Genomic DNA, 13,519 nt, shown 5'->3' on the forward strand with positions numbered 1-13,519 from the left:
GTAGCGGTTCGCCACGGCTGCCGCTCGTAAGTCTTTGAATTTCCGCCTTCAAGCGGCCGCGGCGTGCGCCGGATCGAGCCGGCCGGCAGACTCGGACTGATGTGGCGCGATTAATTTATCGAATCCCAAAGCGCGCTCGATCATCGCCAGAATTTCGTGCGAATCCTGCACCCGGCGGATCGCCGCATGCAGTTCGGCCGCCTGCGGCCAGGTGCGCTGCAGGTAGCTGAGCCATTTTTTGACGCGTCCGTGCTCGTGACGGGAGGCGACGCGGGCCTGTAATTTCCTCAGATAACCGGCCATATGACGAAGCACCTGATGCCATTCTCCTTCGGATGGGCACCGGTCCATCAGGCCGCGTATCCTGAGCGCCAGGAACGGGTCCGATACGGCGCCCCGCCCGAGCATCACGTCCGCACAACCGCTGACAGCGCGGCAGCGCTCCCAGTCGGCCACCGTCCAGACTTCTCCGTTCGCGATAACCGGCACGTCCACGGCCGAATCGATACGCGCGATCCACTCCCAGTGAGCCGGCGGCCGGTAGCCGTGATCGCGCGTCCTCGCATGCACGACGAGCGAGGCGGCGCCGCCTTCGGCGAGCGCGACCGCGCAATCGATCGCCAGCGACGTGTCGGAGACGCCAAGGCGCATTTTGGCCGTCACGGCGATGCCGGCAGGCACCGCGGCCCGAACCGACGACACGATCCGGTTCAGTTGTTCAGGGTCGGCCAGCAGCATGGCACCGCCGCCGTGCTGATTGACCACCTTGGCGGGACAGCCGAAGTTCAGGTCGATGCCGTGCGGTGACAAGGTGGCCGCATGCGCGGCATTCAGCGCCATCCATTCGGGATCGCTGCCGAGCAACTGGATCACCATCGGCGTACCGGCGCGGGTGTAAGCGCCGTCGAGCACTTCGGGGGCTTCCCTTTCGTAGACCCGGCCGGGAAGCAGAGAGCCCGTCACCCGGACGAACTCGGACACGCATCCGTCGAATCCGCCCATGCCGGTCAGCACGTCGCGCAACACGTAGTCAGCGAGCCCCTCCATGGGGGCGAGGAAGAGCCGGCTCATGGGGAAACGGGCGCCGGGAGGTGGTGGGTGTCGCGATAAACGGCGAGGCTGTCATCAAACATGAAATGGACCATTGGAACCGGCGCAGCCACGATGGGCAGCGCCAAGCGGCTGTTTGTGATTCTGGCGGGGATGCGGATTCGCGCGGTGCAGTCAGGCGAGTGCCGGGATGACGCCCGGGCGATTCGAAACCGGCCAGCCATTTTACCCGCCCGTCGGCAGAACCGCCGACCGGCCGGGAGACACGCAGAGCGGTTGGAAGGCATGCTGAGCGGCCGGAGACACTGTAAAAGCCCGCGTCGATACTCGCGACGCCGGCCGACCGCACTCTTCTACCCGAATCTACTGAAGCCGAAACACGCTGACCGGACTGCCGTATCGACCGGGGATCGCCGCCGTCGTATGGACTAGCACGTAATTGCGGCCGGTCAACTCCTTGAGCCGTGCCTCGGTCATCGGATAGTTGCGCAAACCCTGATCGGGTGGTGATTGTTCATCCATCGACACGACGACATCAGGCGGCACCTGTAAAGTCTGCTCGAGCATTTGCGTCCTGGTCGCTTCAGGCAACGACGCGAGGATATACGGCCAGCACATATTCATCGAATAAGCGCTCGGCGCGCCCTGCGCGACCAGCACATGAGGCAACGCGCTCCAGTTGAAGACCTTGTCTGCGGGTTTGATGAAGCGCATGACCTCGGCCGTGGAGCGGTTGATCGGCGCCGTGGCGCTCTTCAAATCGTTGACCGCTCTCATCCCGACGTAACTGTGGATCAGCCCCGCGACGATCAGGAACGCGACGCCCGACGATGCAACAATTGTCCGCTTGCCCGACATCGACACCAGCAAGCCCGCGACGACGGCAACGGGTGCGAGCGACGCCAGAAAATAGTGCGGGAAAAAAGTCAGGGCGAGAACCGCCTGGAGCCACGCGCCGATCATCCAGAAGACCGCGAGTACCAATGCGACCCTGCGCGTGCTCCAACCTTCCGCTCGCGTGTTATAGACACGCGCTGCCGCCAGTGGCGTCAGGATCACCATCGCGATGGCCGTCCATACACGATGCGCCGACAGAAACCCTGCCAGATTCAGCGACCACAACGGCACCAGATAGGACTCTTTGAGGTTCTCGACGAACTGGCTGAGCAACACCGGGGAAAGACCCGCACGAAATAGCACCGTGCCCAGCAGATAGTTGTGAAACGTCTGCGTCAACATCAGATGCAGCGCGAAACCGCCCAGACAGATCAACGCACCCGCGCAGCCGCCTATCACCCACGAAAATCCAAGGCGACTACGCATGATCGCCAGCCACGAAACGACGACGAGCGCGACAGGTACAAGCGACGTCTGCTTGACAAACCACGCGAGAAAGACAAAAACGCCGATCAGAAAACCATGCGCAAACCACTGTTTCGTAGGGACGCGCAACAGCAAGGCGAGCAGTGCGAGCTCCGGAAGAGACTGATAGAGCGCGATATTCAAACCGTCGTCGGTGACTCGCACATCCAGCGCGAGGACGAGGTAAAGCATCGAAAAGGCGAGCGCAGGTAACGCAGCGATTGCGTTCGGCAACGGGTTTCGGCGTGGCAGCCGCGTGTCGCGCGAGGGCCACGCCACGACCAGGAAAATCAGAAACGCGGTCACCGCCATCCAGAACGCTTCGGCAATTCGTGTCGACTCGACGATGCCGAACGCACTGGCAAAGAGCCGGATAAACGGACTCCAGAAAATTTCCACCAGCGGATTCTTGGTTTCAAACGAGGCCCAATAAGGCGGCTCACCGTGTGCAATATTGTTCGCCATAAAGACGAAATGCGCGCCGTCGCGCTGCATGACCGCATGAATATTGGCATGCAGATAAAACGCGGCTACTGCCGATATCAGCAGCAAGACCAGCAGACGCCCGATCGCCTGCCTGGATGCACTCACCTTTGACCCTTGATGTGTCGACCCGAATTCCACGGGAGCATGGGCGATTTTTGGATCGATCTTCAACGAAGTTCCTTTGTTTTTTGTGTGCATGTCACCCGGTAAAGGCACCGTCTCGCGAACGGAGATGCAAAGACGCTGTGGTCAGGCCGAGGGCTCGTCACCCGTCTGGCGGGCCGCATCAAAAGTCCAATAACGGTTGATCAGAAAATTGCACACGGGAACAATCGCGATCACATAAAGCTGCGCGCTGAAGTAATTGCAGTGAGCATAGTTGACCAGAGCGAACACCATGCCCGTATTCAGGCACAGCCCTCCGAGCGATACGACGACGTAGCGCCAGAATCCCGCTACGCGGGAGCGTCTCGACTGAAACGCCCAGCCATAATTCAGGCCGTAAGAGATCAGGAGCGCCGCGCAAAAGCCGGCGACGGCCCCCGCAACCGGCCGCCAGCCAAGCAGTTCGACGCAGGCGGCGAGAATAGCAAGGTGGGCGAGTGTCCCTAAGCCACCCGCCACGATGTATCGAACGAACTGCCGGGTAATCATTCACGCCTTCCATTCGGCAATCACGTAGCGCGGTCTTTGTTTGACCTCCTCGTAAATGCGCGCGACATAAATGCCGATCAAGCCCATACCGAGCATCGAGACGCAGCCCAGGATCAGCAGCAATAAAATCACTGTCGTAAATCCGTCGACCGCATTGCCGGTCAGCTTATGAAATAGCGTCTGCGCGCCGAGTATGACCGCCAGAATCGCGAAGGCGAAGCCGGCGCCGATCAGCAGGTAAAGCGGCGCGGAAGAAAACGATGCGAAGGCCGTCATCGCCAGGCGGATCAGTTGCAGCTTCGACCAGCCGCTTTCACCCCCGGCTCGCTCGTCTACGTCGTACTGGATCTGCACGCGACGGAAACCCAGCCACGCATTCATGCCGCGGAAAAACAGATTGCGCTCGCCCATTCCTCTCCAGGCGTCGACGACGCGCCGATCCATCAGCTTATAGTCGGACGCGCCGTGCAGATCGAACCCGGTGAGCCTGGAGAACATGACGTAGAACATCCGGCTACTCAAGCGCGCGGAAGCACTCTCCGTGGCGCGCGAGCGCTTCACCGCCTCCACCACTTCGGCACCCTCGCGCCACTGCTCGACCATCTGCGGAATGAGTTGAGGAGGATGCTGCAGGTCGCCATCCATGACGACGACCGCATCGCCGCTGACATGTTCGAGACCGGCCGCCAGCGCCGCTTCCTTGCCGAAATTTCGGCTCAGACGCGCCGCCTTGATTTGCGGAAATTGCGCGCGTTGCTGCTGAATGACTTCCCACGTGTTGTCGGGAGAACCGTCATCGATCAGCACCAGCTCGTAACGCATAGAGATACCGTCGAGAATCGCGATGATTTCCTTGATGGACTCGGCGAAGTGGCTCGCTTCCCTGTAAAGAGGGATCACCAGCGAAAGCAGCGATTGGTCGTCGCCCTTACGCATTATTTTCACCAATGCACGCTACAGTCGTAGCCGGAAGCCACATGTTGTATTGACCCAGCGCGCCGGAGAGCTTGACGCCGAACTTAGACGCGATCAGCGGCAATGGGAAGGCATGCGGATACGGCACGTCCTCGACACTGGACAGCCCGCACTCTTTCATCAAGCGGCTCAGGGTGTGCGCGTCGAAGTAAAGGACATGTTCGGGAAACTTGAACGAAGGCCACCTGTTTCCCATGATCTTTCTCCAGAAACTGCCGAAATCCGGCGCGGCGATCAGCAGGCTGCCACCGGGTTTGAGTTTCTTCACCAGCGCCTCGACAAAATCCCTGGGGCGGTACACGTGCTCGATGACATGCGTGGCTATCACACAGTCGAACCGTTCGTCTTGCGGAACCGCCTCGACGCCTCCGTGACAGATCTGATCCGCGAATTGTCGCGAATGCCGGACCGCATTCGCGGAATAGTCCGTCCCGACCCGATGGCTGAAAAAGGGCCGTGCCTCGTCGAGCAGATAGCCGAAGCCGCAGCCGATTTCGAGTAGCGAGCCGCCCGTTTTCCCCCGCTTTTCCAGATGAGTCAACAAGCGCCGGAAGGTGCGGCGTAGCGCCTCCTCCTGGTCGGAGTAACTCTCGTACCCGTCGCCGTCGCCGCCGGTGAAATAGTCGTCATTCTGATAAAGCGAGAGCATCTGCCGCTCGGACGCACGCGGCGCCAGGTAAGCCATGCCGCACTGCGTACAGTTGCAAACCCCATACGGACCGCCGTCCTGTTCGGCATAGATCCGCTTTCGCTGCGAGCTTCCGCATAAAGGACAGTCGGGTATCTCCAGTTCGAGATCGGTCATATGAGAGAAAACACCAAAGTGCACGTCGATAAAACAGGGTTGCCGCCGGCGACGTGGCCGGAGCCGGCGTGGTCACAATTGGACCAAACGCGCATTGTAAAGGACGCTGTAAGGATGGCTCAAAAAACGTGGCATCGGCGAGCCGAGTCGAGGCATCGCACAACGCAATGATCGATCCGCCGACGGGTGCATGACCCGCGTGCATCATTCGCACGCGCGGGCCGTCCCGCGGTCAAGCTCGGTTTTGAATTGAGTCGATCTGACTGCTCGGCGGGCCGCCAAGTTCGAGGACACGCCCCTTCGGTCTTCAGAGCGTCGACTGAATCGGTGCCGCGAGCGGAGGTGGCGATAGCGACAATGACAGACTGCGCGGCGAAAAGCTGCCGCGCCTGGGATGGACGAACGGTTCGCACGGGTAGGAACGTCGTCTCGCGCACAACCGGCCGCTGCTATACAACGCCGGCTGGCATGCACTACCGTTTGCCCGTCTGCGCTTCGCGAGCAAACAGCCACCTCAACCGGGCCTCCTGCGCCGTTACTTCTTCTCCGGCTCCGGATTCCCCTGCGGGCTGCCTTGCGGATTGGCCGGCGCACTTCCGGTAGTCGCCACGTTGACCGGACCACCTGGCGTAAACGGGAAAGTAGCGAACATCGACTTCGCCTGATTCTGCATCTGCTCCTGCATCTGCACGAACATGTTCTTCGACTGTTCGATGTAGCTGGTCATCATGCCCTGCATCATCGGCGCCTGCATGTTCATGAACTGCGACCAGACCTCGGGATTCATGGCCTTGCCTTCGTACAGATTCTTCGACTGGTCGGCGAGCTTCGCCTGAATGTCGATGAAGGCCTGGATGTTCTTTTCCAGATACGTGCCCATCATGCCCTGCATCGCATGACCGTAGAAACGGATGATCTGCGAGAGCATCGACGACGAGAACATCGGCAAGCCGCCGCTTTCCTCTTCGAGAATGATCTGCAACAGGATGGCGCGCGTCAGATCCTCGTTGCTCTTCGCATCGATGACCTTGAAATCCTCCTGATCCAACACGAGCTGTTTGACGTCCGTCAGCGTGATGTACGTGCTTGTCTCGGTATCGTAGAGCCGACGATTCGGATATTTCTTGATCAGTCGTTCGGCTGTTTTCTTTGTAGTAGTGGTCATGTAACGCCTTTGAGCGCAAGTCGAGCGCGGAAACGGCGTCATACCGGCTGCGCAATCTGGTCATTGCGCAATCGAGACGCCGCCGAACCATCTGAGCCGAAGCACGCCGCCTCGTGAGCGGCGCGCCCTTGACTCAGCCCATATGCAATCCGCCGTTCAGCGAAAAATCAGCACCCGTGGAGAAACCCGATTCTTCCGATGCCAGCCATGCCACGATCGAGCCGATTTCCTGCGGCTGACCCAGACGGCGCACCGGAATCGTCGCGATGATCTTTTCCAGCACGTCGGGGCGGATCGACTTGACCATATCGGTGCCGATGTAGCCCGGCGACACGGTGTTGACCGTCACGCCCTTGGTGGCCACTTCCTGCGCCAGCGACATCGTGAAACCGTGAATGCCGGCCTTCGCGGTCGAGTAGTTGGTCTGGCCGAACTGGCCCTTCTGGCCGTTCACCGACGAAATGTTGATGATGCGGCCAAAGCCACGCTCGACCATGCCGTCGATCACCTGCTTGGTGACGTTGAAGAGGCTGGTCAGGTTGGTGTCGATCACCGCCGTCCAGTCTTCGTGGGTCATCTTGCGGAACACGACGTCGCGCGTAATGCCCGCGTTGTTCACCAGCACGTCGATCTCGCCGACTTCGGCCTTGACCTTGTCGAACGCGTTCTTGGTCGACTCCCAATCGCCGACGTTGCCTTCGGACGCGATGAAATCGAAGCCCAGCGCCTTCTGCTCTTCGAGCCACTTCACCCGGCGCGGCGAATTCGGGCCGCAGCCCGCGACGACCTTGAAGCCCTCTTTGTGCAGCCGCTGGCAAATGCTCGTGCCGATGCCACCCATCCCGCCCGTTACGTACGCAATTCGCTGTGTCATAAACTACACTCCGTTATCGTTTTCGAGGCACCGACCGGCCGCCTCTTCCCTCGTCTGTGCTTCATCTCCGCAGCCGCCGGGCGACCGGCCGACGAGGCCACCGCTGACCGCGCGCGTGACGCGCGCGGCAACGCTCCGTTTGCCACGTGACCGACGCCTGTGGTGTCGGTCACGCGGCGATACTCAAGCGCGCTCAAGCGCCAGCGCCACACCCATGCCGCCGCCGATACACAGCGACGCCAAACCCTTCTTCGCATCGCGCTTCTGCATTTCGTGCAGCAGCGTGACGAGAATCCGGCAGCCGGACGCGCCGATCGGATGGCCGATCGCAATCGCGCCGCCGTTCACGTTGATCTTCGACGTGTCCCAGCCCATCTGCTGATTCACTGCACATGCCTGCGCGGCGAACGCTTCGTTGATTTCCATCAGGTCCAGATCGGCCGGCGTCCAGCCCGCGCGTTCGAGACAACGGCGCGAAGCCGGCACCGGGCCCATGCCCATCACTTTCGGATCCAGACCCGAGGTGGCGTACGCCTTGATGCGCGCGAGCGGCTTGAGGCCGAGCGCCTCCGCCTTCTTCGCCGACATCACCAGCACCGCCGCCGCGCCGTCGTTCAGACCCGACGCATTGGCCGCCGTGACCGAACCTTCCTTCGAGAAAGCCGGCTTCAGGCTCGAGAGCGATTCAGCCGTCACGCCATGGCGCACGAACTCGTCGGTGGCGAAACGCAGCGGCTCGCCCTTGCGTTGCGGAATCTCGACCGGCACGATTTCGTCGTCGAAACGGCCCGCTTTCTGCGCGGCTTCCGCCTTGTTCTGCGACAGCGCCGCGAACGCGTCCTGCTGCTCGCGCGTGATGCCGTATTCCTTGGCGACGTTTTCCGCCGTCACGCCCATGTGGTACTGGTTGTAGACGTCCCACAGGCCGTCGACGATCATCGAGTCGACCAGCTTCGCGTCACCCATGCGGAAACCGTCGCGCGAGCCCGGCAGCACGTGCGGCGCCGCGCTCATGTTTTCCTGACCGCCGGCCACCACGATATCGGCGTCGCCCGCGATGATCGCGTTGGCCGCGAGCATCACGGCCTTCAGGCCCGAGCCGCACACCACGTTGATCGTCATGGCGGGCACGGCGTTCGGCAAGCCCGCCTTGATCAGCGACTGACGCGCCGGATTCTGGCCCGAGCCTGCCGTCAGTACCTGACCCAGGATCACTTCGCTCACCTGCTCGGGCTTCAGCCCTGCTCGCTCGAGTACCGCGCGAATCACCGTGGCGCCGAGATCGGGCGCGGCGATCTTCGCCAGCGATCCACCAAATTTGCCAACTGCCGTACGGGCGGCCGATACGATCACAACATCAGTCATTTCCATATCCTCCGGGCGAGTCGGCCAAATGCGCCGCAGCCCGTCAAGTTAAAAATCTCGTTGCTTCTGCTTATGCGCCAGGATCACGCGTCAACTCAGCGCGCCAACTCAGCGCGCCAGCTCAGCCGGACGCTCGCTCACAGCGCAAAGGACCGCGCTGTGAAGCAAGCTCGAACCTACTCCCGTTGCCGTACATAGCGTCCGGGCGCCGGCTCGATCACCGGGAATTCCGCCGAGCCTGCAGAGGCCCGCGGCTTCACCTTCTTGCCGCCGTGCTGATCGAGCCATGTGGTCCATTCGGGCCACCAGCTGCCAGGCACTTCGGTCGCCTGATCGATCCATTCCTCGGCATTCTCCGGCAGCGTTTTGACGTCGCCTTCCAGCATCCAGAAATTGCGCTTTTTCTTCGCGGGCGGATTGATCACGCCGGCAATGTGGCCCGATGCGCCGAGCACGAACTTCAACGGCCCGCTGAGCAGCGGCACCGACGCGTACGCCGTTTGCCACGGCACGATATGGTCCTCGCGTGACCCGTAAATGAAGGTGGGCACGTCGATCTTCGACAGGTCGACCGGCTCGCCGCAGGTGGTCAACGCACCCGGCTCGCGCAGACGATTTTCGAGGTATGTATTGCGCAAATACCAGACGTACATCGGGCCCGGCAGGCTGGTCGAGTCGCTATTCCAGTAGAGCAGATCGAACGGAACCGGCGTGCGCCCTTTGAGGTAATTGTCGACGACGTAGTTCCACACCAGATCATTCGGCCGCAGGAACGAGAACGTGTTGGCGAACTCGATGCCGCGCATCAGCCCTGGCGCCGTACCGTTCTTGCCGCCGATCGTCTGCTCGCGCATCTGCACATGCGCCTCGTCGACGAACACGTCGAGCACGCCCGTGTCCGAGAAATCGAGCATGGCGGTGAGCAGCGTCATGGACGCAGCCGGATGTTCGCCGCGCGCCGCGGCCACCGCCAGCGCCGTGGCGAGCATCGTGCCGCCCACGCAGAAGCCGAGCGTATTGATCTGCTCGCGACCGCTGATTTTGCTCACCGTCTCAATGGCGGTGAGCACGCCTTCGCCGATATAGTCGTCCCACGTCTTATGCGCGATGGATTGATCCGCGTTGCGCCACGAAATCAGGAACACCTGATGCCCAGAATCGAGTCCGTGGGCAACCAGCGAATTCTCCGGTTGCAGATCGAGAATGTAGAACTTGTTGATGCAAGGCGGCACGATGAGCAGCGGCCGTTCGCGCACGGTCGCCGTGCGCGGCTTGTACTGGATCACCTGCATCAGGTCGTTTTCGAACACCACCGAGCCTTCAGTGTTCGCGAGATTGTCGCCGACCACGAAACCCGATTCGTCGGTCTGCGAAATCTTGCCGCGCTGCAAGTCGGTGAGCAGGTTCATCACGCCCTGGCGCAAGCTCTCGCCCTTGCTGTCCAGCAAGGTCTTTTGCGCTTCCGGATTCAGGGCGAAGAAGTTGCTCGGCGACGCCGCCGCGGTCCACTGCTGGACAGCGAAACGGATACGCTCACGCACCTTGGGTTCCGTGTCGAGCGCGTCGACCATTTCCTGCAGATAGCGCGCGTTCAACAGATACCAGGCGGCAGTGAATGCGTAGGCCGGCGCCGCACTCCATGCGTCGGAACTGAAGCGGCGATCCTTGAGTTCGGGCGCTTTGGTTGCGGACGTGGTGGCTTGCTGGATCAACTCCATTGCCTCGCGCGAATAGTCAGCCTGCAGCTTCTGCAGTCGCTCGGAGGGAATGGCTGCGCTCGGTATGTTCAAACCGGCGAAAGACGGCATGGCCGGCATTGCTCCGGCCGCCAGTTTGCTGAAGTCCGGCATGCCGGGAAACGACGGCATTTGCGGCAGACCCGCTTGCGGCATCTGGAACGGCATGGGCAGCGGCATTTGAGGCATTGGGAACGGCATGCCGTTGCCGCCGGGTGGCGTGCCAAGCGAGCGCCAGGCGCCCATCCAGGCGTCGAACAGCTGCTGCATCCCAGGGGCCGGCGCTGCACCGCTCGTACCGGCCTGCTGCGTGTTCTCCGTCGAGGAGTCCGTCTTGGGGGAAGCTGAGGTATGTGATGCTGCCATGCCTGCTTTTGACCGGTAAGTCCTTGCGGACGGGTTGAGAGGCAGGTTCGTGCGCACGTGAGCAATTGCTCGCGACCTCGTCACGCCCTGTCCCTTGTACGAGGATCCGTGAGGAACATTCTTGCTCCCCATCGCAAGGCATGTCAATGCTTGTTCCCGATTTTGCCGCAGTGCGATAGTTTTTTAATTATCGTTTTCCCTGTGTAGCAGATCGCGCTTTTAGGCCATGGGTGATTCAACGCAGCCGCGAACGAAAAAAGCTCCCATATTGCATAGGTTTATGCGCACTTATCCGTTCGTCTGCGAACAGTTTCTGCGGCAGATTCACGCATCGCAGGCAATTCCGGCAGCGCAGCAAAAACACATGCGGCGTCTCCCAATAAACCCTCATACGCGTGCTCGTAAGAATGCCGCGGCAATGCTCTGACGTAGCCTGCCGGCACGATGACGTCGACCTCGCCGAACGTCATCCGCGTGCGCTGGTGTGTGTCTGCTGCATTGACAGCAAGATCGCCGCGAGGGGCGGCGTCGCGAGGCGGGCTAGTCCGCGATCGACTGCGCCTGATCGTCCAGCCAGATGAGTGCGGCCATGCGGCCGGTCTCGCGGTCGCGGCGATAGGAGTAGAAACGCTCGCGCAGCGTGACCGTGCAGAGGTCGCCGCCGACAATCTTTGTCACGCCGAGCCGCTGCAGCCGCAAACGCGCCAGCGCCGGGAGATCCGCGAGATATTTGCCCGGATTCTGCGGATGCTCGACGAATGCGTTTGCCGTGGCATCGCGTTGCGCGCCGCCCACGCCGTTCATGAACGCGTCACGCACATCTGGGCCGACTTCGAAGGCGTCGGGTCCGATCGAGGGACCGAGATAGGCATGCAATGCACTCGCCTGCACCTGCGCGAGTTCGGCGACGCGCTGTGCAGTCTGTTCGACGATGCCCGCAGCCAGTCCGCGCCACCCCGCGTGCGCCGCGCCGACCGCGCGGCCCGCCTCGTCGCACAACAGCACCGGCATGCAATCGGCCACCATCACGACGCACACGGTGGCGGGACGATCCGTGACGCTCGCATCGGCGCGCGTCGGCCCACCGCTCACGCGTGCCGATGCGATCACCTCTTCCGCGCGCACGATGCCGGCGCCGTGAATCTGTTCGAGCCACGCCGCCTCGCTCACGCCGGCCAGCTTCAGCAGACGCTCGCGATTGGCGGCGACCGCGGCCGGGTCATCGCCGGACTTCATGCCCAGGTTCAGGCCGCCGGGCAAATCCGCGCCGTTGTGCCAACGGCCGAACGGCGGTTCGCTCACGCCGCCGTTACGCGTGGTGACGAGCGCGCGCACGCGCGGCGACACATTCCATGCGGGTTGCACGACATCGGCAAAGCTCAGCTCGGGCGCACTCATGCGTGATCGTCCTCGTCGTGTTCGTGGTCGTGGTCATCTGCACTGTCGCGTTCGTCGTGGTCGAGTGCGCCTTCATCGCCGTCCTCGTCGAACGACGCGTCGTAGTCGTCTTCTTCGTAGTACGTCTCGTCGAACTCGCCCGCGTCGTCGCGGCCGAGACCGAGCGCCGCCGACAGCGCCTGCATGTCTTCCGGCACGTCGGCACGCCACTGCATCGTGCGGCCGGTCTGCGGATGAATCAGGCCGAGGCGCCATGCATGCAGCGCCTGGCGCGCGAAACCGCCAGGCAGCGGCGTGACCGAACGCTTGCCGCGCGCGCGCCCGTAAATCGGATCGCCGAGCAGCGGATGGCCGATGTGCGCGCAATGCACGCGAATCTGATGGGTGCGGCCGGTCTCGAGATCGCAATGAATCGCGGTCACCGGCTGGCGCTCCCAGATCGCCGAATCGACACGCCGGAAATGCGTGCGCGCGGGCTTGCCCGACGCGCTCGTCACCACCGCCATGCGGGTGCGTTCGCGCGGATCGCGGCCGATCGGCGCGTCGATCGTGCCTTCTTCGGGCATGTTGCCCCACACCAGCGCGAGATAACGGCGCTTCACCGTGCGCGCTTGCAACTGGCGCACGAGGTCGGTCTGCGCCTCGAGCGTGCGCGCCACCACCATCAGGCCGGAGGTTTCCTTGTCGAGACGGTGCACGATGCCGGCGCGCGGCAGGCCCGCGGCAGCGTCTCCATAGCGATACAGCAGTCCGTTGAGCAGCGTGCCGCTCCAGTTGCCGGCGGCCGGATGCACGACCATACCGGCCGGCTTGTTGATGACCACCAGCGTGTCGTCTTCATAAACGATCTCGAGCGGCACCGGTTCAGGCGTGAACGCGAGCTGCTCGGGCAGCAGATCGGGCACGAGTTCGATGGTCGCGCCGAGCGGCACCGGCTGGCGGATTTTCGCGGGCTTGCCGTCGATCCGCACGCGCTCGGCTTCGATCCAGCTCTGCAGACGGTTGCGCGAGAACTCAGGGAAGACCCGCGCGAGCACCTTGTCGAGGCGCTCGCCGGCCAGTTCGTCGGGCACGACGACGCTGCGCGGCGTCTCGTCCGTCACGCGGTTCGCGACCGTCGGCACAAGGCTGGACACGGCCGCGGCGCCGAGCGCGTCGCTGCCGAGATCGTCGTCGAGGGAATCGACGCCCAACGCGTCGGAGGGGTCAGCGCTTACGCTATAATCTTTGTTGCTATTCCCGGCGCCGGTTGCGGCACCTGGAGTATTTGAGCGGGTCATTGA

The 13,519-nt window shown here is 62.3% G+C and carries 11 protein-coding genes; all 11 read right to left on the reverse strand.

Annotated elements, in window-relative coordinates:
- Positions 1 to 48 precede the first annotated feature (48 nt).
- A complete protein-coding gene (locus P0D68_RS08420) occupies positions 49 to 1,071 on the reverse strand; it encodes a tRNA dihydrouridine synthase (protein WP_408293292.1) in 1,023 nt (340 codons plus the stop codon).
- 342 nt (positions 1,072 to 1,413) lie between these two features.
- On the reverse strand, positions 1,414 to 3,003 hold the full coding sequence (locus tag P0D68_RS08425; protein ID WP_408293295.1) for a hypothetical protein: 1,590 nt from the start codon (positions 3,001 to 3,003) through the stop codon (positions 1,414 to 1,416).
- Positions 3,004 to 3,147: 144 nt separating this feature from the next.
- On the reverse strand, positions 3,148 to 3,552 hold the full coding sequence (locus tag P0D68_RS08430; protein ID WP_408183255.1) for a GtrA family protein: 405 nt from the start codon (positions 3,550 to 3,552) through the stop codon (positions 3,148 to 3,150).
- Entirely contained in the window at positions 3,553 to 4,488 is a 936-nt protein-coding gene (locus tag P0D68_RS08435) for a glycosyltransferase family 2 protein (RefSeq protein WP_408468270.1), read from the reverse strand. It lies immediately after the preceding gene.
- Entirely contained in the window at positions 4,481 to 5,332 is an 852-nt protein-coding gene (locus P0D68_RS08440; RefSeq protein WP_408293299.1) for a class I SAM-dependent methyltransferase, read from the reverse strand. Before P0D68_RS08440 ends, P0D68_RS08435 begins: the two co-directional genes overlap by 8 nt.
- A gap of 535 nt (positions 5,333 to 5,867) precedes the next feature.
- Complete coding sequence (gene phaR, locus P0D68_RS08445; protein WP_408183249.1) at positions 5,868 to 6,497, reverse strand: polyhydroxyalkanoate synthesis repressor PhaR; 630 nt, start codon at positions 6,495 to 6,497, stop codon at positions 5,868 to 5,870.
- A gap of 133 nt (positions 6,498 to 6,630) precedes the next feature.
- Positions 6,631 to 7,371, reverse strand: a complete 741-nt coding sequence (locus tag P0D68_RS08450) for a 3-ketoacyl-ACP reductase (protein ID WP_091794475.1) — start codon at positions 7,369 to 7,371, stop codon at positions 6,631 to 6,633.
- Positions 7,372 to 7,554: 183 nt separating this feature from the next.
- Positions 7,555 to 8,736: an acetyl-CoA C-acetyltransferase gene (locus P0D68_RS08455; protein ID WP_091800549.1), complete on the reverse strand. Its 1,182-nt coding sequence runs from the start codon at positions 8,734 to 8,736 to the stop codon at positions 7,555 to 7,557.
- A gap of 176 nt (positions 8,737 to 8,912) precedes the next feature.
- Positions 8,913 to 10,742, reverse strand: coding sequence for a class I poly(R)-hydroxyalkanoic acid synthase (gene phaC, locus P0D68_RS08460; protein ID WP_408293636.1), 1,830 nt, complete (start codon positions 10,740 to 10,742; stop codon positions 8,913 to 8,915).
- 636 nt (positions 10,743 to 11,378) lie between these two features.
- On the reverse strand, positions 11,379 to 12,236 hold the full coding sequence (gene pgeF / locus P0D68_RS08465) for a peptidoglycan editing factor PgeF (protein ID WP_408293304.1): 858 nt from the start codon (positions 12,234 to 12,236) through the stop codon (positions 11,379 to 11,381).
- A complete protein-coding gene (locus P0D68_RS08470) occupies positions 12,233 to 13,516 on the reverse strand; it encodes an RluA family pseudouridine synthase (RefSeq protein ID WP_408293307.1) in 1,284 nt (427 codons plus the stop codon). Before P0D68_RS08470 ends, pgeF begins: the two co-directional genes overlap by 4 nt.
- Positions 13,517 to 13,519: the final 3 nt, after the last annotated feature.

This window comes from Paraburkholderia sp. RL17-380-BIE-A, assembly GCF_046028085.1.
Taxonomy (GTDB): Bacteria; Pseudomonadota; Gammaproteobacteria; order Burkholderiales; family Burkholderiaceae; genus Paraburkholderia.

Bases quoted from the DNA above. Each gene is read 5' to 3' on its own strand.
- pgeF (WP_408293304.1), bottom strand. From the start codon at position 12,236: ATGAGTGCGCCCGAGCTGAGCTTTGCCGATGTCGTGCAACCCGCATGG.
- P0D68_RS08440 (WP_408293299.1), bottom strand. From the start codon at position 5,332: ATGACCGATCTCGAACTGGAGATACCCGACTGTCCTTTATGCGGAAGC.
- phaC (WP_408293636.1), bottom strand. From the start codon at position 10,742: ATGCAGCAGCTGTTCGACGCCTGGATGGGCGCCTGGCGCTCGCTTGGC.
- P0D68_RS08470 (WP_408293307.1), bottom strand. From the start codon at position 13,516: ATGACCCGCTCAAATACTCCAGGTGCCGCAACCGGCGCCGGGAATAGC.
- P0D68_RS08420 (WP_408293292.1), bottom strand. From the start codon at position 1,071: ATGAGCCGGCTCTTCCTCGCCCCCATGGAGGGGCTCGCTGACTACGTG.
- phaR (WP_408183249.1), bottom strand. From the start codon at position 6,497: ATGACCACTACTACAAAGAAAACAGCCGAACGACTGATCAAGAAATAT.
- P0D68_RS08430 (WP_408183255.1), bottom strand. From the start codon at position 3,552: ATGATTACCCGGCAGTTCGTTCGATACATCGTGGCGGGTGGCTTAGGG.
- P0D68_RS08435 (WP_408468270.1), bottom strand. From the start codon at position 4,488: ATGCGTAAGGGCGACGACCAATCGCTGCTTTCGCTGGTGATCCCTCTT.
- P0D68_RS08450 (WP_091794475.1), bottom strand. From the start codon at position 7,371: ATGACACAGCGAATTGCGTACGTAACGGGCGGGATGGGTGGCATCGGC.
- P0D68_RS08455 (WP_091800549.1), bottom strand. From the start codon at position 8,736: ATGACTGATGTTGTGATCGTATCGGCCGCCCGTACGGCAGTTGGCAAA.